The sequence below is a fragment of the Bradyrhizobium sp. USDA 4451 genome (assembly GCF_054822585.1).
Genome location: NZ_JBTRCH010000001.1, coordinates 5,556,924 through 5,578,960 on the forward strand (window position 1 = coordinate 5,556,924; position 22,037 = coordinate 5,578,960).

At 63.7% G+C, this 22,037-nt stretch carries 22 protein-coding genes and 1 tRNA gene; 13 read left to right on the forward strand and 10 right to left on the reverse strand.

The genetic code is table 11. The features are described 5' to 3' along the window. Positions 1-332: 332 nt before the first annotated feature. From ACVMB0_RS25555 to ACVMB0_RS25565, 3 genes are all read right to left on the reverse strand, one after another. Entirely contained in the window at positions 333-785 is a 453-nt protein-coding gene (locus ACVMB0_RS25555; protein WP_461348081.1) for a VOC family protein, read from the reverse strand. A 594-nt stretch (positions 786-1,379) separates the two neighbouring features. Continuing rightward, positions 1,380-1,625: a hypothetical protein gene (locus ACVMB0_RS25560; RefSeq protein ID WP_461348082.1), complete on the reverse strand. Its 246-nt coding sequence runs from the start codon at positions 1,623-1,625 to the stop codon at positions 1,380-1,382. 128 nt (positions 1,626-1,753) lie between these two features. Continuing rightward, entirely contained in the window at positions 1,754-1,927 is a 174-nt protein-coding gene (locus ACVMB0_RS25565; protein WP_456754964.1) for a hypothetical protein, read from the reverse strand. A gap of 164 nt (positions 1,928-2,091) precedes the next feature. Here ACVMB0_RS25565 and ACVMB0_RS25570 point away from each other — a divergent pair, with 164 nt between their 5' ends. The 3 genes from ACVMB0_RS25570 (at position 2,092) to ACVMB0_RS25580 (ending at position 3,472) form a co-directional block, all read left to right on the forward strand. Continuing rightward, complete coding sequence (locus ACVMB0_RS25570; RefSeq protein WP_461348083.1) at positions 2,092-2,439, forward strand: GrlR family regulatory protein; 348 nt, start codon at positions 2,092-2,094, stop codon at positions 2,437-2,439. A 234-nt stretch (positions 2,440-2,673) separates the two neighbouring features. Continuing rightward, positions 2,674-2,859, forward strand: coding sequence for a hypothetical protein (locus tag ACVMB0_RS25575; RefSeq protein WP_456756550.1), 186 nt, complete (start codon positions 2,674-2,676; stop codon positions 2,857-2,859). Positions 2,860-3,199: 340 nt separating this feature from the next. Beyond that, positions 3,200-3,472 (forward strand): hypothetical protein, encoded by a 273-nt coding sequence (locus tag ACVMB0_RS25580; RefSeq protein ID WP_461348084.1) that lies wholly within the window; start codon positions 3,200-3,202, stop codon positions 3,470-3,472. Between the two features lie 109 nt (positions 3,473-3,581). On the opposite strand, the gene ACVMB0_RS25585 is transcribed toward ACVMB0_RS25580, so the two are convergent. Continuing rightward, positions 3,582-3,743, reverse strand: a complete 162-nt coding sequence (locus ACVMB0_RS25585; protein ID WP_456754961.1) for a hypothetical protein — start codon at positions 3,741-3,743, stop codon at positions 3,582-3,584. Between the two features lie 193 nt (positions 3,744-3,936). On the opposite strand from ACVMB0_RS25585, the gene ACVMB0_RS25590 reads away from it, so the two are divergent. The 6 genes from ACVMB0_RS25590 to ACVMB0_RS25615 all read left to right on the forward strand — a co-directional run bounded on the left by ACVMB0_RS25590 (position 3,937) and on the right by ACVMB0_RS25615 (position 10,372). Next, positions 3,937-4,698, forward strand: a complete 762-nt coding sequence (locus ACVMB0_RS25590) for an SIR2 family NAD-dependent protein deacylase (RefSeq protein ID WP_461348085.1) — start codon at positions 3,937-3,939, stop codon at positions 4,696-4,698. Between the two features lie 214 nt (positions 4,699-4,912). After that, positions 4,913-5,575: a cold-shock protein gene (locus ACVMB0_RS25595; RefSeq protein WP_095734425.1), complete on the forward strand. Its 663-nt coding sequence runs from the start codon at positions 4,913-4,915 to the stop codon at positions 5,573-5,575. Between the two features lie 283 nt (positions 5,576-5,858). Beyond that, a complete protein-coding gene (locus ACVMB0_RS25600; protein ID WP_456756549.1) occupies positions 5,859-6,296 on the forward strand; it encodes a DUF192 domain-containing protein in 438 nt (145 codons plus the stop codon). A gap of 115 nt (positions 6,297-6,411) precedes the next feature. After that, positions 6,412-6,488, forward strand: a tRNA-Pro gene (locus ACVMB0_RS25605). A 329-nt stretch (positions 6,489-6,817) separates the two neighbouring features. After that, positions 6,818-7,594 (forward strand): cyclase family protein, encoded by a 777-nt coding sequence (locus ACVMB0_RS25610; RefSeq protein ID WP_461348086.1) that lies wholly within the window; start codon positions 6,818-6,820, stop codon positions 7,592-7,594. Between the two features lie 957 nt (positions 7,595-8,551). After that, entirely contained in the window at positions 8,552-10,372 is a 1,821-nt protein-coding gene (locus ACVMB0_RS25615) for a carbamoyltransferase family protein (protein ID WP_461348087.1), read from the forward strand. A 54-nt stretch (positions 10,373-10,426) separates the two neighbouring features. Here the strand turns inward: ACVMB0_RS25615 and ACVMB0_RS25620 are convergent, their stop codons facing one another. The 3 genes from ACVMB0_RS25620 to ACVMB0_RS25630 form a co-directional block, all read right to left on the reverse strand. Further along, the gene (locus tag ACVMB0_RS25620) at positions 10,427-11,896 is read right to left on the reverse strand and encodes a SagB/ThcOx family dehydrogenase (RefSeq protein ID WP_461348088.1); all 1,470 of its coding nucleotides are present in this window, start codon (positions 11,894-11,896) and stop codon (positions 10,427-10,429) included. A gap of 12 nt (positions 11,897-11,908) precedes the next feature. After that, positions 11,909-14,161 (reverse strand): TOMM precursor leader peptide-binding protein, encoded by a 2,253-nt coding sequence (locus ACVMB0_RS25625; protein ID WP_461348089.1) that lies wholly within the window; start codon positions 14,159-14,161, stop codon positions 11,909-11,911. 217 nt (positions 14,162-14,378) lie between these two features. Beyond that, positions 14,379-14,756, reverse strand: a complete 378-nt coding sequence (locus ACVMB0_RS25630) for a hypothetical protein (protein ID WP_456754955.1) — start codon at positions 14,754-14,756, stop codon at positions 14,379-14,381. A gap of 300 nt (positions 14,757-15,056) precedes the next feature. Between ACVMB0_RS25630 and ACVMB0_RS25635 the strand changes: the two genes are divergently transcribed. Further along, positions 15,057-15,950 (forward strand): VOC family protein, encoded by an 894-nt coding sequence (locus tag ACVMB0_RS25635; RefSeq protein ID WP_461348090.1) that lies wholly within the window; start codon positions 15,057-15,059, stop codon positions 15,948-15,950. A 9-nt stretch (positions 15,951-15,959) separates the two neighbouring features. Here ACVMB0_RS25635 and ACVMB0_RS25640 read toward each other — a convergent pair whose 3' ends face one another. Next, on the reverse strand, positions 15,960-17,123 hold the full coding sequence (locus ACVMB0_RS25640) for an OpgC domain-containing protein (protein WP_461348091.1): 1,164 nt from the start codon (positions 17,121-17,123) through the stop codon (positions 15,960-15,962). Between the two features lie 272 nt (positions 17,124-17,395). On the opposite strand from ACVMB0_RS25640, the gene ACVMB0_RS25645 reads away from it, so the two are divergent. Then, positions 17,396-17,701, forward strand: coding sequence for an ETC complex I subunit (locus ACVMB0_RS25645; protein ID WP_456754952.1), 306 nt, complete (start codon positions 17,396-17,398; stop codon positions 17,699-17,701). 20 nt (positions 17,702-17,721) lie between these two features. Here ACVMB0_RS25645 and ACVMB0_RS25650 read toward each other — a convergent pair whose 3' ends face one another. Beyond that, positions 17,722-18,216: an Lrp/AsnC family transcriptional regulator gene (locus ACVMB0_RS25650; protein ID WP_461349709.1), complete on the reverse strand. Its 495-nt coding sequence runs from the start codon at positions 18,214-18,216 to the stop codon at positions 17,722-17,724. Positions 18,217-18,218: 2 nt separating this feature from the next. After that, on the reverse strand, positions 18,219-18,866 hold the full coding sequence (locus tag ACVMB0_RS25655; RefSeq protein WP_456798148.1) for a TetR/AcrR family transcriptional regulator: 648 nt from the start codon (positions 18,864-18,866) through the stop codon (positions 18,219-18,221). 186 nt (positions 18,867-19,052) lie between these two features. Between ACVMB0_RS25655 and ACVMB0_RS25660 the strand changes: the two genes are divergently transcribed. Both ACVMB0_RS25660 and ACVMB0_RS25665 read left to right on the forward strand, forming a co-directional pair. Further along, positions 19,053-20,225, forward strand: coding sequence for an isovaleryl-CoA dehydrogenase (locus ACVMB0_RS25660; protein ID WP_461348092.1), 1,173 nt, complete (start codon positions 19,053-19,055; stop codon positions 20,223-20,225). 203 nt (positions 20,226-20,428) lie between these two features. Further along, on the forward strand, positions 20,429-22,033 hold the full coding sequence (locus tag ACVMB0_RS25665) for a carboxyl transferase domain-containing protein (RefSeq protein ID WP_456754949.1): 1,605 nt from the start codon (positions 20,429-20,431) through the stop codon (positions 22,031-22,033). Positions 22,034-22,037 lie beyond the last annotated feature (4 nt).

Consider the following 22,037-nt stretch of genomic DNA (forward strand, 5'->3'; position numbering starts at 1 on the left):
GTTGTGCTTTGGGCGCGTTCTTAGCCGAAGCCTCAGGGAAAAGCGCGGGCGAATTGCACCGAGAACAAAAAAGGAGGCTCCGCCGCATTGCGGCAGGGCCTCCTCGATGTCGATGCGTCAAAGCTCCGTCAGTGACCGAACAACAACCACAGCACGATGATCACCGGAATCGGCACGCCCAACAGCCAAAGCAAAATTCCTCGTCCCATCTTCGTTGCCTCCTCGCATCCTCTTGTGGGGAGGCAACGTCAATGGTCGCGTCACGTTCCTAACGATCGCCCCGCGCATTGCCGCGGGAAAGCGAGCAGGAACGAAGCGCGCGGACGCGGAGTTTACCAGTGACCGGTATTGGGCATCGAGGCCCATGGTTCGGCCGGCGCCTTCGGATCGCCCTTCTGCAGGATCTCGATCGAGTGCAGGTCGGGCGAACGCACAAATGCCATGTTGCCGTCGCGCGGCGGACGATTGATGGTGACACCCATCTTCATCAGCCTCTCGCAGGTCGCGTAGATGTCGTCGACCTCATAGGCGAGGTGGCCGAAATAGCGGTCCTCGCCGTATTTCTCCTCGTCCCAATTGTAGGTCAATTCCACCAGTGGTGCGCCGCGGGTTTGCGGCAGCGACTTCAGCAGATGCAGGTCCTCCTCCGCGCAGAGAAACACCAGCGTGAAGCGGCCCTTGTCATTGTCGATGCGACGCACTTCCTTCAGCCCCAGCGCGTCCTGATAGAATTTCATCGCGACATCGAGATTGCGGACGCGCAGCATGGTGTGCAGATAGCGCATTTTTTTATCCTCCTGAGAGATTCAGAGATTTTCTTTGGGCTCGGGCGAGACGGGCCAAGAATTAGCAGCAAAATGCGACACAGGGCAGGGACTTTGCGCGGCCCGCGATATGAGAAAGCCCCGCCCGGGAAAAATCCGGGACAGGGCTTTCGTAGTCGAGCCTTGGAGGCTGCGCCTCTATCTCATCGAATGACGGTCATGGCCAATCAAGGACGCGCGAGGTTGGACGTTCTCTAAAAATCGACCCCGCGGGGGGAGGTTCCCGGGCCCGGAAAATAGAAAGCCCCGCAGGCTGGATGCGGGGCTTTCCCAGCTGACGGACTGGGGATCTCTCAGGGCGTGAGCCGTCAACTGTTGGGGACCAAACTTAAGGTTGAATTCGTAAAATGCAACAGCGCCGCGTAGACGGAATATCTTCGTCCCACAGCGCTGTGCCGGATGCTGGGCCCTGAAATCCCCAGCGCGAATAAGTCTTCGGGGCGGGCAAAAAGTTCAACGACGTCGCATGGGATACGCGGTGCCAAGGCCGCAAGGGCGCCTATCGCCACCCAGGTCTTGATGTGCGTCTTGATATCTCGTCTTGATATCTCGCGATCAATTCAGCTTTGGCCGCTTGGTACCGGTTTTTGGGGCGTCGGTCACGCCACCCGCCGTGCCCTTGGTCTCGGACTCATTGGCCCGTTTCGTATCCATGCCCGTGGTGTCCATCGAGCCCCGCGGCATGGCTCCATTGGTATTTTCAGGCCGCTCCATGCCGCTTTGCGGGGCGGGGCCCGTATTCTGGGCAAAGGCCGGGCTGCAGATCAGGGTGAGGAGCATGACGATGATCGGCTTGTACATGGATGTCTCCTGGCGTCACCAGGATGACCGGCACGCGGTCGAGTGGTTCCTCTCGATCGCGTCGATCGGAGTGGGGCGAGCCGCGGCCTCCGGTGCACTCGGCGCGGCAGTTGCCGTCGCCGCCCCCCTCACACCTTGATGTCGAGAATGGTTTCGATGGCGTCGCGGTCGGCCTTGTTCTTGGCGGCGAACACGTCGAGCACATCCTCGCTGATGACACGCGGCTGCTGCTTCGCCGTCTGATCGACGACGAGCTGCACCCGGGCTTGCGTCACTTCGGCAGGTACGGGGTAAATGAGCATGGCTCGCTCCCTCCGGCAGCCGACCTTGTCAGGGCTTTCTTAACGATTTGTGAGCGCCCGGACCGGCGCTCTTGGTCCGAATCGGCACTCCAGCGGCATCGACCCGCTCGCCTGCGGCCAGGCTTGGCGCCATACTGCCGCTTTCGGGACCGGCGGCGCGATCGATGAGGAATGGGCTCTATTCGATCCACATCAACATGACGGACGGAGTCCGGGGCCGCGACAGCGGTGTCTTGATCCTGCGCGACGGGTTGCTGATCGGCGGCGGACCGTATTTCTGGTCGATCGGCGCCTATACGGTCGGCGAGGGGACCTGGAAGGGGCACCTCAGCACCAACCAGCATACGCCGTTACCTGACCCGTTCACGCGGCCGCTGTTCGCAGGCCACGAGGTGACGAGCGGCTTCTCCGGCACCTTCAGCGGCGACCAGGCCGAGGTGTTCGGCACCGTGCTGGTTGGAACCCGCAGCCTGGGCTTCCAGGCAACCCTGAAACGGCTGGCGGACGCCTGATCGGCGCGAGGCCTGTGGACGGGTGCGCAGCAAGTGTCGAAAGCCCTTGCGCAAATCGGCCGGGTGCTGCGGTGGATTTGCTGCGGACAAGCAGGGGAAATTCTGTGGACTCGCGGTGTGCGGCCAATCGAACCATCATTACCGGACCACCGCTAACCCTACCGGGTTAGGTTAAGGGCAACATCGCGTTGCCACTACCTGCGATTGCGTTAGGGATGGTTGCAGGTGACCGCCATGATGCCATCGTTCCATAGCGCTGACCGACCAACCCACCGGCGTGTCATGGTGGTGGGTCTGCTGTTCTGCGCGGCCTTCGTGGTGATCAGCTTCTGGCTGCGGCCGCAGCCCGAGGGTGGCAAGGTGCTCGTCAAGGCGGATCGGCTGGTCCGTACCGCGGGAGAGGCGCGCAAGGCGAACTGACGAGACGAACCGACGAGATGAATGCAAGGCAACCGCAAACACCGGGCCGCCGGCGCTCAGTCCGGCAGCTTTCCGTTCGGGTGCTTGTGATACATCGCGATGCCGATGAAACCGGCAAAGCCCATCACATTCAGCAGCAGTTCCATCCACGCCGGCATCGATGCCAACCTCGCTTGTGCAAAGGCTAATCTCTCAGGTTGTGCTTTTGTTCCGCCGCTAACCGATGGTAGCTTTGCGCAATCGCATGGCTGCGGAACCGGAGCACTGCCCGCACCGGGCCTGGTTGCAACCATCCCATCGCCCCCGCGTTAGCTTCACGAACTTGAGTGAGGAGGTTGCGATGAAAAAGACATTGGCAGTCCTGGCGACGGTTGCGACGGTTGGTGCAACGATGGTCAGCGCGCCGGCACAGGCACGCGGCATCGGTCCAGGCCTGGCTTTCGGTCTGGCCGCCGGCGCACTCGCCGCGGGCGCGGCTGGCGCATATTACGGCCCTCATTATTACGGGCCCGGCTACGGCTATTATGGCCCGCGCTACGGCTATTACGATGACGGATACGCCTACTACCGCGGTCCGTACTATCGACACCACTACTACCGCCATTACTGGTAATGGCGACGAGCCCGGAGCACATCGCTCCGGGCTTTCTCAACTGCGCCTCATGATGTAATGGCGGGAAGGGCGCCCGCATCGACCGTCCGGTGAGCGCGCAAGGACGCCATCAGGCGCGCTTGCGGTGCAATCCGCTCCAGACAGTGCCGAGCGTGTTGTCGTAATATTCCTGGCGGTCGCGTTCAAACTTCTGCTGCGTCGCCCGGAAGCTCGCAATGCGTGCGACGATCTCCTCGCGCTCGCGCGCGACGCGCTCTTCCAAATCCGTCATTGCCCATCCTCGTCGTCGTGGTCCTATCCCGGCGCGCATTGGCGTCGGTGAATCGGGCGTCAATGCGGAGCAGGCCGTGCAGGAATGTGATGATGCTGAGGCGGCGGGGCGGGGCCTGATCAACCGCGTCGCGGTCGGGCTCGTAACCGGCCCGACCGTGCTATAGTGGCTGTAGCCAACCGGATCGTTTGCAGTGATCGTGAAAGACTTGCGCAGCGGCGTCGAGCTGCTCGGCAACATGATTGCCGAGGCATCATCGATCGTGCCCTTCACCGGGGCGGGCATCTCGACCGAGTGCGGCATCCCCGACTTCCGCTCGCCCGGCGGGCTGTGGACCCGCAACCGGCCGATCCCGTTCGACGAGTTCGTCGCCAGCCAGGAGGCGCGGGACGAATCGTGGCGTCGCCGCTTCGCGATGGAACCGACGTTCGCGGCGGCTAAGCCCGGTCGCGGGCATCGCGCGCTCGCCTCGCTCTACCGAGCCGGCAAGGTTCCCGGCATCATCACGCAGAACATCGACAACCTGCATCAGGCCTCGGGCTTCAAGGCCGACGACGTCATCGAGCTGCACGGCAACACGACCTATGCCCGCTGCATCGGTTGCAGCAAGGACTACGACCTGTCGTGGGTGAAGCAGCACTTCGACAAGACCGGTGGGGCGCCCGACTGCGCGGAGTGCGGCGATCCGGTGAAGACCGCGACGATCTCGTTCGGGCAGTCGATGCCGGAGGATGCGATGCGCCGCGCCGCGGAACTCGCCCGGCAGTGCGATCTGTTTCTGGCGATCGGGTCATCGCTGGTGGTGTGGCCCGCCGCGGGCTTTCCGATGATGGCGAAGGAGAGCGGCGCGCGGCTCGTGATCATCAACAACGAGCCGACCGATCAGGACGACATCGCCGATCTGGTGATCCGCCACGACATCGGCGACGCGCTTGGTCCTTTCGTAGGCAATTGATGCCCGATTGATTCGCGGGCTGTGCAAGCCTGTTCATAGTTCCCGCAAGAATCGTTTTTTAGCTATGCCCGGCAAGCGGGAGTGTTATCTTTTGATTGAGAGATTCGCGCAGCATCCAGGTGAGTTGTCCAAGTGAGTTGGTCATGGAGAGCAGCGCGTACAGGATGCGCCGCAACGTCGGCGATCTGCATTTTGATGTGTGGGGTCCGGGGTCATGGGGTCGGACGGATTTGAGTCCAAGAAGCTCGGCGGACCGCCGATCGGCGGAGTTGGGCAAAGTCGGATTGCACAAGGCGAGTATGGCAGCGCGCCGCGCGATCCGGCGATGGATGCCTTCTCCGGTCTCGGCGACGCCGCGGCCAATCTGGTCGAAGTCTCCGGCGTCATCAAATGGTTCGACGCTTCGAAGGGATACGGCTTCATCGTCCCCGACAATGGCTGGCCCGACATCCTGCTGCACGTGACGGTGCTGCGGCGCGATGGCTATCAGACCGCCTATGAGGGTGCGCGCCTCGTCGTCGAATGCGTGCAGCGCGCCAAGGGCTACCAGGCCTTCCGCATCGTCTCGATGGACGAATCGACCGCGATCCACCCGGCGCAGATGCTGCCGCCGCGCACCCACGTCACGGTGACCGCGACCAGCGGGCTCGAGCGCGCGCAGGTCAAGTGGTTCAACCGGCTGCGCGGCTTCGGCTTCGTGACTTGCGGCGAGGGCACGCCCGACATCTTCGTGCATATGGAGACGCTGCGTCGCTTCGGCATGACCGAGCTGCGCCCCGGCCAGTATGTGCTGGTGCGGTTCGGGCCCGGCTCCAAGGGCATGATGGCCGCCGAGATCCACCCGGAGACCGGCCCGTCGGCGCTGTCGTCGCACTGAGCGTGATCCGGACGCAAGCATGATGCGGACTCAGAGGGCCGCGTTAGCGCAAACTGCGACGCGGTTTTTCCCTCGCGACAAACCCCAAAGGCGTTTGCGCGGAGATCATGCTCAAAATGGCTCTCAGCCCGGCCTCCCTGACGGAAACGTGAGCCGCCGGCGAGGCCTCTCGGCTCTGGCATTTGCCGCAATCCTCGGGTTAGGGTCCGCCGGAAATTCTTCCCGGTGCGAGTATTTGTCGATGAATTCCCTTCGTAGTGTTGGTCGGCTCCGCCTGCGGCTGATGGCCTGCCTCGTCATCATGGCCGGCGTGCTGCTGGCCCCGGCCGCGCAGGCCGCCAGCGTCCAGCCGCTCGAGATCGTCACCAAGTCGGGCGTGCATGTCTTCTCGGTCGAGATGGCGACCACCGAGCAGGAGAAGGAGACCGGCCTGATGTACCGGAAGGAGCTCGCGGACGGCAAAGGCATGCTGTTCGACTTCTCGCCGGAGCAGGAGGTGTCGATGTGGATGAAGAACACCTACATCTCGCTCGACATGATCTTCATCCGCGCCGACGGGCGTATCCTGCGGATTGCCGAGAATACCGAGCCGCTGTCGACCAAGATCATTCCGTCGCGGGGCCTCGCCAAGGGCGTCCTCGAGGTGATTGCCGGCACCGCGCAGAAATACGGCATCCAGCCCGGTGACCGGGTCGGCCATCCGCTGTTCGGCGGCCACTAGCGTTTTGACGCGATTTCGGCACGGAAACCGATGCCGGTTTCGGCCGCAGCAAGCGCGCACCGGCGCCTTGCTGGCGCCGGCTGAAGCGTGTATCCACGGGGCTTCTCGGAAATGTCGGGGTATAGCGCAGCCTGGTAGCGCGGCAGTTTTGGGTACTGCAGGTCGTTGGTTCGAATCCAGCTGCCCCGACCATCCCATCCCGAGGCTTCATCGCACCTTGTACCGTGGCCGGTCGCGCGAGACCGGGCGGACATAGCTTTGATCGAGATCATCCGGACCGACGCAACAACGCCGCCCGGACGGAATATGTTCGCCCAGGCGGCGCCGTCGAATACTGGGCCCTGAAATCCCCAGTGCCAATGAGTCGTCCGGACAGGGGATAGGTTCAATATTGCGCCGCCTCGCCGCAGCCTGCAGCGGGAGATCAACCGCTGAGAACGCGGCCGGATGTGGCTTGCCGATCATGCACGCGTGCTGGCAGGGTGGTTGGGCCTGACAAGACCAATCCGCGAGGAGGCACCATGGCGCGCAGACTGATCGATATCTCCGTTCCCCTGCAGAACGACGTTCCGGCCGATCCGCCCGGCAATCACCCGACCATTCAGTATATCGACCACCAGCAGGGGCTGCCGCGCATGCTGCAATTCTTCGATGGATTGAAGGCGGCCGATTTGCCTGACGGGCAGGGCTGGGCGGTCGAGCAGGTCTCGCTCTCGACCCACAACGGCACCCATCTCGATGCGCCCTGGCATTTCCATCCGACCATGAACCGTGGCGAGCGGTCCTGGACCATCGACGAGGTGCCGCTGGAATGGTGCTTCCAGCCGGGCGTGAAGCTCGACTTCCGGCATCTGCCTGACGGTTACGTCGCGACCGCGGGCGATGTCGAAGCCGAGCTGAAGCGCATCGGTCACACCCTGTCGCCGCTCGAGATCGTCGTCGTCAACACCAGCGCCGGCGTGAAATACGGCCAGCCCGATTACGTCAATTCGGGCTGCGGCATGGGCTATGAGGCGACGATGTATCTGCTCGAGCGCGGCGTGCGCCTGACCGGCATCGACGGCTGGAGCTGGGACGCGCCGTTCGTTTTCACCGCGAAGCGTTATGCAGAGACGAAGGACGCCAGCCTGATCTGGGAAGGCCACAAGGCCGGGCGGCACATCGGCTACTGCCATATCGAGAAGCTGCACAACCTCGAGCAGCTGCCCTCGACCGGGTTCATGGTGTCGTGCTTCCCGGTGAAGATCGAGCGCGCCTCGGCCGGGTGGACGAGGGCGGTCGCGATCCTCGACGGCTGATCGCCGGGGGCGTTCCTGAACAGGCCCGGGAACCGGTGGACAGACTGTTCATTCCGCTCGATTGTTGCGGGATGGCTACAGCCTAAGGCAGATCAATCTGCTCTGATGCACGTCCTAGATGCATTGGGTGATCGGGCCGGCGGCTCGTCCTCGCGTCCCGATTTTCTGAAGCGTTCTCTCCCGTGACTAGAGCCCCGGCGCGTCTCCCGGGGCTCTTTCTTGCGTGCCACCGTCAAGCCGGGCCACAAACGAAATCAGGTGCGCCGAGACCGACGCACCTGCTTGATATCGTCAATATCGCTCGCGAACTCGCGGTTGTTACCACCGGCAAACGCGAACACCACGCGGGGTCCACCAGCAGCGGGGACCGACGTAACCGCCGTAGTAGCCATAGCCACGGCCATAATATCCGCGACCATAGCCCCACCCGCGGCCGCGACCCCAGTAGCCGCGCCCGCGCCATTGCGCTTGCGCAGACGACGTGGTGGCGCCGACCAGGATGGCAGAGGTGCTTGCGACATAGACGAACAACAAAGCGACTGCTGCAAGGCAACGAGTCAGGATATTGTAGCGTTTAGTCATTCCAGAGATCTCCAGTCACTTCCAAACATCAGAACCGATGCTGGCTGTCTCGCTTAGACGCGCGAGACCGGCATTTGGTTCTTACGCGGCAAGACAATATTTTCACCAAGGTTCTTGCGGATTTTGCGGACACTATTGAGGTCGATACATGAGGTCAAGTTACGGTCCCATTTGCAGATATGATCCGGCCGCGGCGTTCATCTCGCCGTTCATCCGCCGTTCATTCTGTTCATCATGATCTGCATGATCTGCGTTGATTTGATCGTTGGCCGCAGAGCCGAAATTCGAAGACCTCGAGAAAAGTGTATCGGTAACTTGATGTCGACACGATCGTGCGTTCCGAGCATCCAGTAAGTCGCCCGCCGAAGAGTATCCATGCCGAAACAACACACCTATGTCCTTGGTCTCAACGTCTACGACCATGACGTGAGCGCCTGCCTGCTGCGTGACGGCGCGATCGCCTACGCGATCTCCAAGGAGCGCATCACCCGCGAGAAGCACGCTTCCGGCTTCTACAAGGAGGTCGTCGATTACTGCCTGTCTGCCGAGGGCATCACGCTCGACGACGTCGATCTCGTGGTGCGCAACAGCTACATCCTGCCGGTGCCCGAGATGGAGGAGCGGATGCTCCACCAGGACATGCCGGGCTTCCTGCCGATCGCCGAGCGCAATGAGGCAATGAAGCATCCGCTGTTTCGTTCCAAGTCCGACAAGGTGGTATCGATCTCGCATCACCTCGCGCATGCCTACAGCGCATTCGCGGTGTCGCCGTTCAAGGACGGTGTCGTGATGATCGTCGACGGCGTCGGCAACTACCAGGCCGACGCGATGGAGTCCTATCCGCAGGACGGCGCATCGCCGCTCGCCCGCGAGTCCGAGAGCTACTACAGGTTCGACGACACCAGGCTGGAATGCCTGAAGAAGGTCTTCATGGAGCCGGCGCGCGGTCTGCTGTCGGACGAGTTCTACAACATGCCGGGCCTGGGGGCGCTGTACAGCCGGGTCTCGACCTACGTGTTCGGCGACTGGAACAAGTGCGGCGAGCTGATGGGGCTTGCGCCCTATGGTCGTCGCGAGCAGGTCGGCCATCTCCTCGAGATGAAGGACGGCAGGCTGCACGTGCCGTTCTGGGGCGACGACAACCGGCAACCCTTCGTGCTCGACGGCGGCAGCTGGGACCAGAGTCCTGCGATGCGGCACTGGGAGGACATCGCCTGGCGGGTCCAGGACGATACCGAGAACGTGCTGCTGGCGCGGGCGCGCTGGCTGCGCGAGACCACCGGTGCGAAGAACCTCTGCATCGCCGGCGGCGTCGCGCTGAACTGCGTGGCCAACGGGCGTATCGCGCGCGAAGCAGGCTTCGAGAATATCTGGATCCAGCCCGCCGCCGGCGACGACGGCATTGCGATCGGCTGCGCCTATTACGGCTGGCTGGAAATCCTCAAGCAAAGCCGGTCGTTCGTGATGGACCACGCCTATGTCGGCCGGCGCTACAGCGACGCCGAGGTCGCGGCCGCGCTGCAAAGCTTCCTGGTGCGCATCCAGGTCGACGCCAAGCGAAGCGACAACATCTGGCGCGATACCGCGAAGCTGCTCGCCGACCAGCGCGTGATCGGCTGGTTCCAGGACCGTTCCGAATTCGGCCCGCGCGCGCTCGGCAATCGCAGCCTGATCGCCGATCCGCGCAAGGCCGAGATGAAGGACATCCTCAACAGCCGCGTCAAGCATCGGCAGGCGTTCCGGCCGTTCGCCCCGATCGTGCTGGCCGAGCGCATGCGGGAGATTTTCGAGGGCGAGGAGGACTCGCCCTACATGCTGATCGCAAAGCCGGTGCGGCCGGAATGGCGCGACAAGATCCCGGCGATCGTGCATGTCGACGGCTCGGCGCGGGTGCAGAGCGTGCGCGAACAGACCAACCCGACGCTTTATCGTCTGCTGAAGGAGTTCGAGGCGCTGACCGGCGTACCGGTGCTGATCAACACCTCGTTCAACGTCAAGGGCGAGCCGATCGTCGAAACGCCTGAGGATGCCGTGAGCTGCTTCCTCACCACCGGGATCGACAACCTCGTGCTGCACGACACGCTGGTGTCGAAGACCGCGATGCACAAGGTCGTTGCGCCGGTCATGACTACGTTCGGCGATGTCACGAGCATCGTTGCCGCCACCGCCGCGCCCGATCCGAGCCGCGCAGGCTGATCAGGTTGCTTCGAGCGAGGTTGTCGTCGCAGTTGTCTTGGCGGCGATCGAGGATCAGGCGGGCGCGGATGGCGCGATGCCGCGCCCCAGCGCGAACTGGCCGACCGGCCCCTCGATGTGGAAGTCGAGCCCGGTCATTTTCGCGAACAGATCGATATTGACGGTGCCGATCGCACAGCCGCCGAGGCCCAAATCCGTCGCCACCAGATACAGCGTCTGGGTCAGGACGCCGACGTCCTTCAGGATCAGCGCATACGCGATGGCGCTGTACTTCCATGAGATCCGGCCGAAGCGCGCGGCGATCGTGATCAGGATCTGAGGCCGAGACGATGCATCCATGGCGAAGGCCGCGCTTTGCATCATGGCCTCGACGTATTGCGGGCGGACGTCGATGGCGGCCAACGTGTGCGCATCGGCGTCGTAATGATAGAGGCCCGGCGTCAGGCCATCGCAATTGGCGACGGCGAGATAGAGCTCAAGCTCGTAGGCGCTGCCTGCCGCGGGATACGGCCTGCTGGTGTATTCGATATCGGGCCCGTCGTCGGCAAACTCGAGCGGGCTGCTCCATTTCGCCCGGACCCTCGCGACACTATTCAGGAATGCCGCAAGCTCGGCCAGCGTGATCGGTTTGCGATCGTCGAAATCGCGCGTCGAGCGTCTGGCATGCAGCAGCTGTTCGAGCGCGGAGGCGGTGCGATCGGAGTCCGGCAGCTTGATGGTCTTGCCAGGCCAGGCCGGCCGGATCGCGGGAAGCGGCGCGATCAGCCCGGTGTGCGGATAAAGACCTCCCAGCGGATTGGCCTGCCGGCCTTCCGTGCTGCGGGTGTGGAACAGCAGATCGTGGAAATCCCACAGCACCAGGCCGTCGTCGCCTTCGGCCTGCCGCAGGGTATCGCGGTCGGTCGCATCGGCCTCGACGAGGATGTGACAATCCAGCAGGAGCGCGAGCAGGGCTGGTCCCGGATAGCCGTCTTGCCGCCGGAGCTGGCTGAGCTTGTGCGGGGTGGCGAGGGTCGTCAGCAGGGCCGCAATCCCCGCGTCACGAATCCTGAACAGCGCGCCGGCGCGCGGGGATTCCAGAACCATCTCTGCGCCGCGTCGCCGCATATAGGCAAAGCGCGACAGCACGACCGTTGTCGCGTCAGTGAGCGTCGGCGTCCGCGGCCAATAATCCGGAAGCTGCGGTTCGATCACCGCCAGATCGTCGTTGGCGCGTGCGCCTCCGAGGCGATATTCCAGCAGGCCGCGCCGCGCCAATTGCCGGAGCAGGCGCTCGATGTCGCGCTCGACCGCATCGCCGTCGGGCGCAGCGGCAGATAGCGGCATCCCGGTCGGCAGCTGCTGCGCACGCTTTATTGCTGCGGCGCTGAACGTCCCCAGCGGCTCCGAATAGTCGTCGAAATGCGCCGCCATGCTGCCATCGGCCTGCGCCTGCAACACGACGCGCGCGTTGAGCCGGGCGAAAAGGGTCGGCGGCGTGCCCCGCGATGTCTTGTTCTCGTTCGTTTTCCTGGGCGCAGGCACGCCGGTATCACCTCAGCTATGCGGGAGGAACGGCGTCAACTCGCTCTCGAGCGACGGGCGATCGCGCAGTCCCAGCTTGACCGGTACGTCGTAGAGCCGTCCCGGTCCAAAGCGGCGATAGAAATGGCGCAGGCCCGGGACGATGACTCGGACCACCGGCACTTCGACGTCCGGCCGGGTCTGATCGAGCACGAGGAAGTCCATGCCGGCGCGCGCGGCGATCTCGACACAGGCATCGGCCTGCGCGCGCGCATTGTCGAGCGGCACGTTCGCCGCCGCGGCGGGAGGCACGATCGGGTTGGGATCCGGAATCAAGAACGGATGGTCCTCGAGCTGCAGCGGATTGATGCCATCCAGACTCGGCTTCTCGCCGCTGCCGCCGCCCATCAGTCCGATCGACAGGAACTGGTTCAGCTCCGTCAGCGACCGCAGCAACGCGATGCGCGGGTCGAAGTGCGAGCCGGAGCCGAACTCGATGTTCTCTTGTCCGTTCTGCATCCAGTGCACGATGGCAACATAGGTCGGGATGGCGAGATCGCTGGTGATGTCGAGCACCCAGAGCTTGCGGCCGGATGCCTCGAGCTGCGATTTGAGGTCGCGGACATACGCATCGTCGAACTGGTCAAGGTCGACCTCTGCCCGTCGCGATCGGTTGTACCACCAGATCGCGTAGGCATCGCGCTCCATCAATTCAAGGAAGCCTTGTGTGATCGCTTCCTCGCGGGTGTTGCCGGCCGCGCAGCCGTTGGAATCGGCAGCGAAGGCGGCCGGGCCCTGGTAGAAGAAATACAGCAGGCTGGTCGGAATCTGGCGGAAACGCTTGTCGCGCAGCGACCAGACCGGGCTCCACTCGATCCGCTGCGACGGATCGAACGGTTCCGGCGCCGGCTGGGTGGGATGGGAGTCGTTATGGTTGTGCACGGCACGGGTGCGGTACTGCTCGTCGCTGAACAGCAGGATGTCGTTGGGAGGGATTGCGTCGCCTGAGGCAAAGTCGGTGAAGCGCTTGCGCGCCCGGATCTCATCGCCCTGGAAGATTCCCGAATATCGCTCGATCGCCTCCATCAGTGCGCTGGCCTCGCCTTGCTCGGCGGTGCTGCCCTTGCCGAAGCTGCCGCCGCTCAATCCCGCGCGGAGCTGATCGACGTTCTGCGCCGGCGCGGAGAAATTATGCTGGGCGTAGAAATTGGTGTTCATCGGCAGATCGACCTCGATCCGCTCCAGCCGCGTCACCACGCCGGTCAGCGGGCTGACATGCTTCCTGAACCGCGCCACCGTGGCGCGTGACGACACCGCACGATAACCGCCGCTGGTCATGATGAGCTTGGCGCCCGGTCCCAATTCAACCGGCTGCGGCGCGCGCCGCGGGTTTTGCAGTTTCTTGCTGCCGCAGGTAGGGCATTGCGGTCGCGCCGCCACATAGTGCCTGGCGATCGTCGAGCCCAGCAGGTCGAGACTGACGATGTGGTTGCGCAGATCGGTGCGGAAGCCGCTGGCGATCGCCTTGGCGATCTCAACCGCGGCGAGCTGGATGGCGCTCTGTCCAACCGGATGCTGCGCGAGCGGAGAGACCGCGACCGGCCGCGCCGCGCCGCGATCGAGGAAGCCCTTGACCTCGCGGTTGCGGATCATCCGGTCGAACAGGCAGGTCCAGCACGCGGTCTGCCCCGGATTGAACACGGGACCGACCAGCGGAAACACGCCGGACGGCTGCACCAGCAACCAGGGCGATCCGTCAGAGACATGCTGCAAATTGCGCTCGGCAAGCCGCCGATCGAGGTAGTCGTTCACCAGCGTGACCGTGAGGTCGGGCGATGTCTTGACGACGCGGACGCCCAGCTCCTGGAGTGCCTTGCTCAATTCGACCGCGCCCTTGACGTCGATCGCCTCGAGTCGAACCCGGCAATTGTGCAGGTTCTGCTCGGCGATCGCCTCGGGAAGGCCGAGGCTCGCCCAAAGCCCGGCAATAGCGTTGGCGTGACCGGGCGGCTTTGAGATCACATACCGGCGATCACAGAGCCGCTTGATGGCTTCATTGATCTTGTCAGATGGAAACTTCCGCCCGAGTTCGGCGGTGAGCCTGGCGACACTACAGCCATTCGCACCGATCGCGGACGCCAGCGCGCAGTAGAGCTCGCCATGGAGGAAGAACTTTCGGTCTTCGGAATAGAGGCAGACAACGTCCGGAGGCAGCACATAGGCTGTGAAATTCGGAGCGAACTGCAGAACGTCCTTGTTGGCGCGCGGGGTGGATTTTCCTGGCAAAGAACCGTTCCTGTGCAGCTTGCGGGGAGACTATTGAATAGGAGACGAGCCGTGAAGCGGGGGCGTCGCGCCGGCCGCGACAACGTTCGCGCGGGGACCCGCAACGAGCCGGGCAACGATACGGCGACAAGATGAATTGACAACATGAATTGGCCGGGCCGACGTGTGTCGGACCCGGCCATGACGATCGATGCATGCCAATGCGATGCTGTCTCGACTAGCAGAGGCGGCAGGCGCCCCACGACAGGCAGCAGCCACCGCCGCAACCACCGCAGCCGCCGCAGCGGCAGCCACGGCAACCGCGACAGCCACGGCAACCCCGGCAGCCGCCGCATCCGCGCCATGCGACCTGCACGCCGGCTCCGGCGTCTTCCTTGTCGAACAGATGGAACGTCGCCAGGCTGACGTCGGCGATTTCCTCGTCGCCGAGTGTGATGGCCTGCGTCGGTCCGTATTTTTGGGTCTGCGGCATGTCTGCTGCCGGCACGGTCGATGCCGATGCAGCTCCCACCAGCGAGAAGGTCAATCCGGCTGCGCCCAACGCGGGCACGGCGGCCTTCGCCACACGCTTGCCGGTCACACGCTTGCCAGTCACACGCTTGCTCTTGGGGGCTTGCTTCACTCGTGGCATACTCGCATCCTCCATTCTTGACGTGTTTTCGAATTCAACTCTCGCGCAGTTGTACAATCCGTCGCAGCTGCATGCAAGACGCGCTGCGCACACACACTCGCGAGGCGGCTAGCGTGTATCAAGTGTTGTCATTCATCTTCGTTCCTAGGTTCATCTTGATGAACACGATTATTGGCCGGCGCGCGCGGCCGGACACGATCGTTAACACTTCAGGACTCTCCATGCTGCATTGCGATCACGCCGGCGCCCAAGCGAGGAGCAGCCATGTCGGATGATGGCGCGCGCTTCGCGTGGTACGAGCTGCTGACCACGGACGTTGGTGGCGCGAGTGCCTTCTACGGCAGCGTGCTCGGCTGGGTCGCGAAGGATGCGTCGACGACGGCGCTTCCTTACAGGTTGTTCATGTCGGGCGAGCTTCCCCGCAGCGGCCTGATGGAGTTGCCGGAGGAGGGCAGACGGCAGGGCGCGACCCCGCGATGGATCGGCTATGTCGGTGTCGACGACGTCGATGCTGCCGTCCGCCGCATGCAGGAACGCGGCGGTGCCGTCTATGTGCCGCCGACCGCCACCAATATCGGCCGCCTCGCCATCGTCGCCGATCCGCAGCGGGCGACGTTCGGATTGCTGAGCGGATCGAATGTCGCCTGCTCGGCTGCTGACGGGCTCGATGCCGTCGGGCGTGTCGGCTGGCACGAGTTGCTCGCGGACGACTGGCGCAAGGCGTTCGGATTCTACAGCGTGGTTTTCGGCTGGCGGCCGGCCGATGGCGGCAACGCCCCCGACGAGACCTATCAAATGTTCTCGGCCGGCGGGCTCACCGTCGGCGGAATCTTCAACAAGCGTCCGCTCGAGCCGATCGCGTTCTGGCTCTACTATTTCAACGTCGACGACCTCGACGCCGCCATCATGCGGGTCAACGCCGGCGGCGGACAGGTCTATGAAGGGCCGCTGGAACTACCGAGCGGGAGCTGGATCGCCCGCTGCCTCGATCCGCAAGGCGCCACCTTTGCCCTGGAGGGACCGCGCAAGCCCGACAGTATCGCGAAGGCGCCGGCGGCGGAGTACCGCTGGACCACCAGCTATGATGCATTCACGTCGAAGGGCCGATGGCGGAGCGATCAGCCTGCCGGCAGGGGACGCCCGCCGGGCAGCAAGTGAGGCGGATCGTCAGCCTGCCTTTGCCGGTGCCGCCGGTTTCGGCGCCGGCGGCTTGATCGGCTTGTCCTGCCGCTTCGACCACGAGATGTAATAGGCCACGATCGTCATGATCGCGATGCCGGAGATGCTGACGAAGATCTGCGCGAACAGCGAGCCCGAGCTCATCGAGAGCTCGAAATGCCCGACAAAGGACAGGAACACGCCGACGCAGAACACCGCGAGCGACTGCTGGCCGCAGACGATCAAGGGATCGAACACCTTCCACTCCAGCGCCGACCAGTCCTTCGGGATGAAGCGGATCACCAGCACCGTGATCACCACGAAGTGCAGGAAGCGATAGGGCGCGAGGTTGGTCTTGTCGTTCGGGTTGAACGCCGAATACAGCCAGTCCGGGAACTGGGCGCCGAATTCCGGGAAGCGTCCGGCCATGGTCATGACCAGTGCGAAGAGCAGATAGGCGATGCAGAACCACAGCGTGTAGCGCGAATTGATGATGTGCATGTTGGCGCGCGCGCCGCCCATCGCGCACCACGAGCCGAACACGAACAGCACCTGCCAGGCGAACGGATTGAAGTACCAGGTCCCGGCCGGGTAGGCCGGCAGGTTCCAGCCGATGTGGCGCGACACCAGCCACAGCGCGAGCGAGGCCAGCATGGTCCAGTTCGGCTGTCGCAGCATGATCCACAGCACCGGCGGGAACAGGCCCATCAGCACGATGTAGAGCGGCAGCACGTCGAGATTGACCGGCTTGAACTTCAGGAACAGGCCCTGGCGCAGCGTCTCGGTGGCGTTGTCGACGAGGCCGGCGACGTTGAACTCGTTGATGATCTCGGAATCGCCGAAGCGCAGCGCCAGATAGCTGATCGAGGCGATGTAGATCACGAACAGGATGATGTGGGCGACGTAGAGCTGCCAGACCCGCTTGGTCAGCCGGGTTGCGCCGACGATGAAGCCGCGTTCCAGCATCATGCGGGCATAGACGAAGGATGCGGTGTAGCCGGAGATGAAGACGAACAGGTCCGCGGCGTCGCTGAAGCCGTAATTCCGCGTCGTGATCCAGTTCACGATATTGTCGGGGATGTGATCGAGATAGATCGCCCAGTTCGCGATCCCGCGGAACAGGTCGAGCCGGAGGTCACGTCCTTTGTCGGGCAGGTGAGCGTGGATTTCCATGGGGCGCGCCGCTTCTTCGAGGTGATGCTGTCGAGAAGGCCGTGCTGTAACAATCTGGCGGCGGACCCAAGGGAGCTCAAGAGAAGCCGCTCGGGGCCAGATTGTCACAGCGCGGTAGAATGACTATACCGGTCCGGCGAAGGCTCCCTCCGGGATCGAGGAATCACCGATCAATTGGTAGAACGGTGTCTCTATACTATCCCGGTGGTTTCCTTCAAATCGCTTCCAAATCTTCCGCTTTCATGTCGCTTATCCCACGGGGCCGACCATCCATGACCGCACGCATTTTTAAGCCCGCCAAAAACGCGATGCAATCGGGACGTGCCAAGACCAAAGAGTGGCAACTGGATTTCGAGCCGGAGCAGCCGCGCACCGTGGAGCCCTTGATGGGCTGGACCTCGTCGACCGACATGAAGCAGCAGCTGACGCTGCAGTTCGAAACCAAGGAAGAGGCGGTCGCCTATTGCGAGCGCAAGGGCATCGCCTACCAGGTGATCGAGCCGAAGGATTCGGCGCAACGCCAGATCGCCTATGCCGACAATTTCGCGTTCCGCCGCTGGGAGCCCTGGACCCACTAAAGTTGGACGCACGAGGCCGGTCAGCTTGCAGGGCTTGCTGCGAAGCTATCGGGAATCGGCAGCGGCGCGTCCTTGGAGACGCCGAGCACCGGAAAGCTTCGAATTTTACGCACATTGGGCAGGCCCGCGAATTGCAGCAGCTGCCGGCGCATGTCATCGACGCTGGGTGCGACGCAGCGGAGCATGAAATCGGCATCGCCCGAGATCCGCCAGCATTGCAGGAAGCGCGGCACGGCCGCCACCGCGGCCTCGAACGCCTCGATCGCGGTCAGGGTCTGGCTGTCGAGCTGGATCAGGACGAAGGTCGTCACCTCATAGCCAAGCAGCCGTTCGTCGAGCGTGGCGCGGATCGCCTGCACCACGCCGCGGCTGCGCAGCGCGCGCAAGCGGCGCAGGCAGGGCGGGGCCGTGATGCCGACCCGCTCGGCGAGCTCGTTGATCCTGATCCGCCCGTCGCGCTGCAACTCGGCCAGGATCCGCCGATCGATGTCATCGAGCTGCGGGCGCTCCGTCACAGTCACGAACCCGCAATCGCGGTTTGCGCGCTGTTGCGAACGGCCTGTCCGATCGCGGCCTGCGGCGCGACGCCTGACAGCACCAGCTTCTCATGTGCCGCGATGATGGCATCGCGGGTGAGGCGGCCACCGGGGCGATACCAGGTGCAGAGCCCCGTCAACAGCGAGATGATGGCGAAGGTTGCGACCTGGATATCGACCACCTCGAATACACCCTCGGCCACGCCGTCGGTGAGGATCTGCGCCAGCCGTGCCTCATAGGCGCCGCGCAGCGCCACCACCGCGTCGTAGTTCTTCGCATCGAGGCTGCGCAGCTCGGAATTGGCGATGAACACCTCACGCTTCCGGGTCATGTGATAGGTGACGTGGAAGGCGACGAAAGCACGCAGCTGCGCGACTGGATCGGCCTTGCCTTCGAGCGCAAGATCAAGCTCGCGCAGCAAATCGTTGATATGGTCCTGCACCAGATCGAACAGCAGGTCCTGCTTGGTTGAGATATGGTTGTAGAGGGAGCCGGCCTGGATGCCGACCTCGGCGGCGAGCTGGCGCAGGCTCATCGCCTCATAGCCGTGCTCGAAGATCAGGCGCACGCCGGCCTTGCGGATCGCCTCCAGCGTGGTGGGGCCGTGTGAGCCGATCGTGCGTGCCATCGGGGCCTCGAAGGAATGTTGGCTTGAGCACAGGAAACAAGCGAACGACCGTATGTTTATCGCATGAAATGCCAACAGATTCAACGAACTGCGGATTTCAATGCCAAACCTTAGCACGATTGCTTGCGAAGCCAAGAAAAAAACGTATGATCGTTTAATTGCAGAATGAATCTCACGGGAGGGATCATGGCCTCGAACCAGGCGGCAATCTTCAATTTCGACCTTGGCGAGACCGCGGATGCGATCCGCGAGACGGTGCATGATTTCTCGACCAACGAGATCGCGCCGCGCGCTGCCGAGATCGACCGCAGCAACCAGTTTCCGCGCGACCTCTGGCCCAGGATCGGTGCGCTCGGGCTGCACGGCATCACCGTCGAGGAGGAGTATGGCGGCTCCGGCCTCGGCTATCTCGAGCACTGCATCGCGGTCGAGGAGATCTCGCGCGCCTCGGCCGCCGTCGGTCTGTCCTACGGCGCCCACTCCAACCTCTGCGTCAACCAGATCCGCCGCAACGGCAACGAGGCGCAGAAGCGCAAATACCTGCCGAAGCTGATCTCCGGCGAGCATGTCGGCTCGCTCGCGATGTCGGAGCCGTCGGCCGGCTCCGACGTGGTCTCGATGAAGACCCGCGCCGACAGGAAGGGCGATCGCTTCGTCCTCAACGGCAACAAAATGTGGATCACCAACGGCCCGGTCGCCGACACGCTGGTGGTCTATGCCAAGACCGATCCGAATGCCGGCCCGCGCGGCATCACCGCCTTCATCATCGAAAAGGGCATGAAGGGATTCTCCACCGCGCAGAAGCTCGACAAGCTCGGCATGCGCGGCTCCGACACCTGCGAGCTGGTGTTCGAGGACTGCGAGGTGCCGGAAGAGAACGTGCTCAGTGAAGTCGGCCGCGGCGTCAACGTGCTGATGAGTGGCCTCGACTATGAGCGCGCGGTGCTGGCGGCGGGGCCGATCGGCATCATGCAGGCCTGCATGGACGTCGTGCTGCCCTACGTCCACGAGCGCAAGCAGTTCGGCGAGCCGATCGGCTCGTTCCAGCTGGTGCAGGGCAAGGTGGCCGACATGTACACCACGATGAACGCCTCGCGCGCTTATGTGTACGCCGTTGCAAAAGCCTGCGACCGCGGCGAGACCACGCGCGAGGACGCCGCCGGCGCGATCCTGTACGCCGCGGAGAAGGCCACCCAATGCGCGCTGGATGCGATCCAGCTGCTCGGCGGCAACGGCTATATCAACGACTATCCGACCGGCCGGCTGCTGCGCGACGCCAAGCTCTACGAGATCGGCGCCGGCACCAGCGAGATCCGCCGCATGCTGATCGGCCGCGAGCTGTTCGCGAAGACGGGGTAGCGACAACTGTCATTCCCCGCGAATGCGGGTAATCCAGTACACTGCGGCCTCTCGATGAAACGCTGACGTCTCTAGAATACTGGATCGCCCGCTTTCGCGGACGATGACACCGAATGAAAACGCAACTGCAATATTAGCCATCGCGTTCCGGCGCGATCATCTTCGCAAAACCCACCGATACTCCAACGAAACGTGCAACACCGATGCCGCTTCATTCGACGATCGATCCCACATCCCAGGAATTCGCCCGCAACGCCGAGGTGATGCGCGGCCTGGTCGCGGAGCTCCGCGAAAAACTCAGCCAGGTGGCCGGCGGCGGCGGCGAGACCTCGCGCAAGCGGCACACCTCGCGCGGCAAGATGCTGGCGCGCGATCGCGTCGACCTCTTGGTCGATCCCGGCACCGCGTTCCTGGAGCTGTCGCCGCTCGCTGCCAACGGGCTGTACGGCGGTGACGTGCATTCGGCGAGCGTGATCACCGGCGTCGGGCGCATCGCGGGACGCGAATGCATCATCGTCGCCAATGATGCCACCATCAAGGGCGGCACCTACTACCCGCTGACGGTGAAGAAGCATCTGCGCGCCCAGGACATCGCGCGGCAGAACAATCTGCCCTGCGTCTACATGGTGGATTCCGGCGGCGCCTTCCTGCCGTTGCAGGACGAGATATTTCCCGACGAGCGGCATTTCGGCCGCATCTTCTACAACCAGGCCCAGATGTCGTCGCAGGGCATCCCGCAGATCGCGATCGTGATGGGCTCCTGCACCGCAGGCGGCGCCTATGTGCCGGCGATGTCGGACGAGAGCATCATCGTGCGCAACCAGGGCACCATCTTCCTCGGCGGCCCGCCGCTGGTGAAGGCCGCGACCGGCGAGGTCGTCACCGCGGAAGAGCTCGGCGGCGCCGATGTCCATTCGCGGCAGTCGGGCGTGACCGATCACTATGCCCAGAACGATGCGCATGCGATCGGGATCGCGCGCCGCATCGTCGGCACGCTGAAGCAGCCGGCGAAGGCGGCGCTCAACATGCGCACCGTCCAGGAGCCACTGTTTCCGGCCGAGGAGATCTACGGCGTGGTCTCCGCCGACGGCCGCAAGCCGTTCGACGTGCACGACATCATCGCCCGGATCGTCGACGGCTCCGAGTTCGACGAGTTCAAGAAGCTCTACGGCACCACGCTGATCTGCGGCTTCGCCCATATCTGGGGCTATCCGGTCGGCATCATCGCCAACAACGGCATCCTGTTCAGCGAGAGCTCGCTGAAGGGCGCGCATTTCATCGAACTGTGCTGCCAGCGCGGCATCCCCCTGGTGTTCCTGCAGAACATCACCGGATTCATGGTCGGCAAGAAGTACGAGGCCGGCGGCATCGCCCGCGACGGCGCCAAGCTGGTGACGGCGGTTGCCACTGCCGGCGTACCCAAATTCACCGTCGTGATCGGCGGCTCCTACGGCGCCGGCAATTACGGCATGTGCGGCCGCGCCTACAGTCCGCGCTTCCTCTGGCTGTGGCCGAACGCCCGCATCTCCGTGATGGGCGGCGAGCAGGCCTCGATGGTGCTGAGCCAGGTTCGGCGCGACGGCATCGAAGCCAAGGGCGAGAGCTGGTCGGCGGAGGAAGAGGACAAGTTCCGCGAGCCGATCCGCGCGCAATACGAGAAGCAGGGCAATCCCTATTACGCCACCGCGCGGCTGTGGGACGACGGCGTGATCGATCCCGCCGACACCCGCCTCGTGCTCGGGCTCGGCCTGTCGGCCGCGGCGAACGCGCCGATCGAACCCACCAAGTTTGGTCTGTTCAGGATGTGACGCA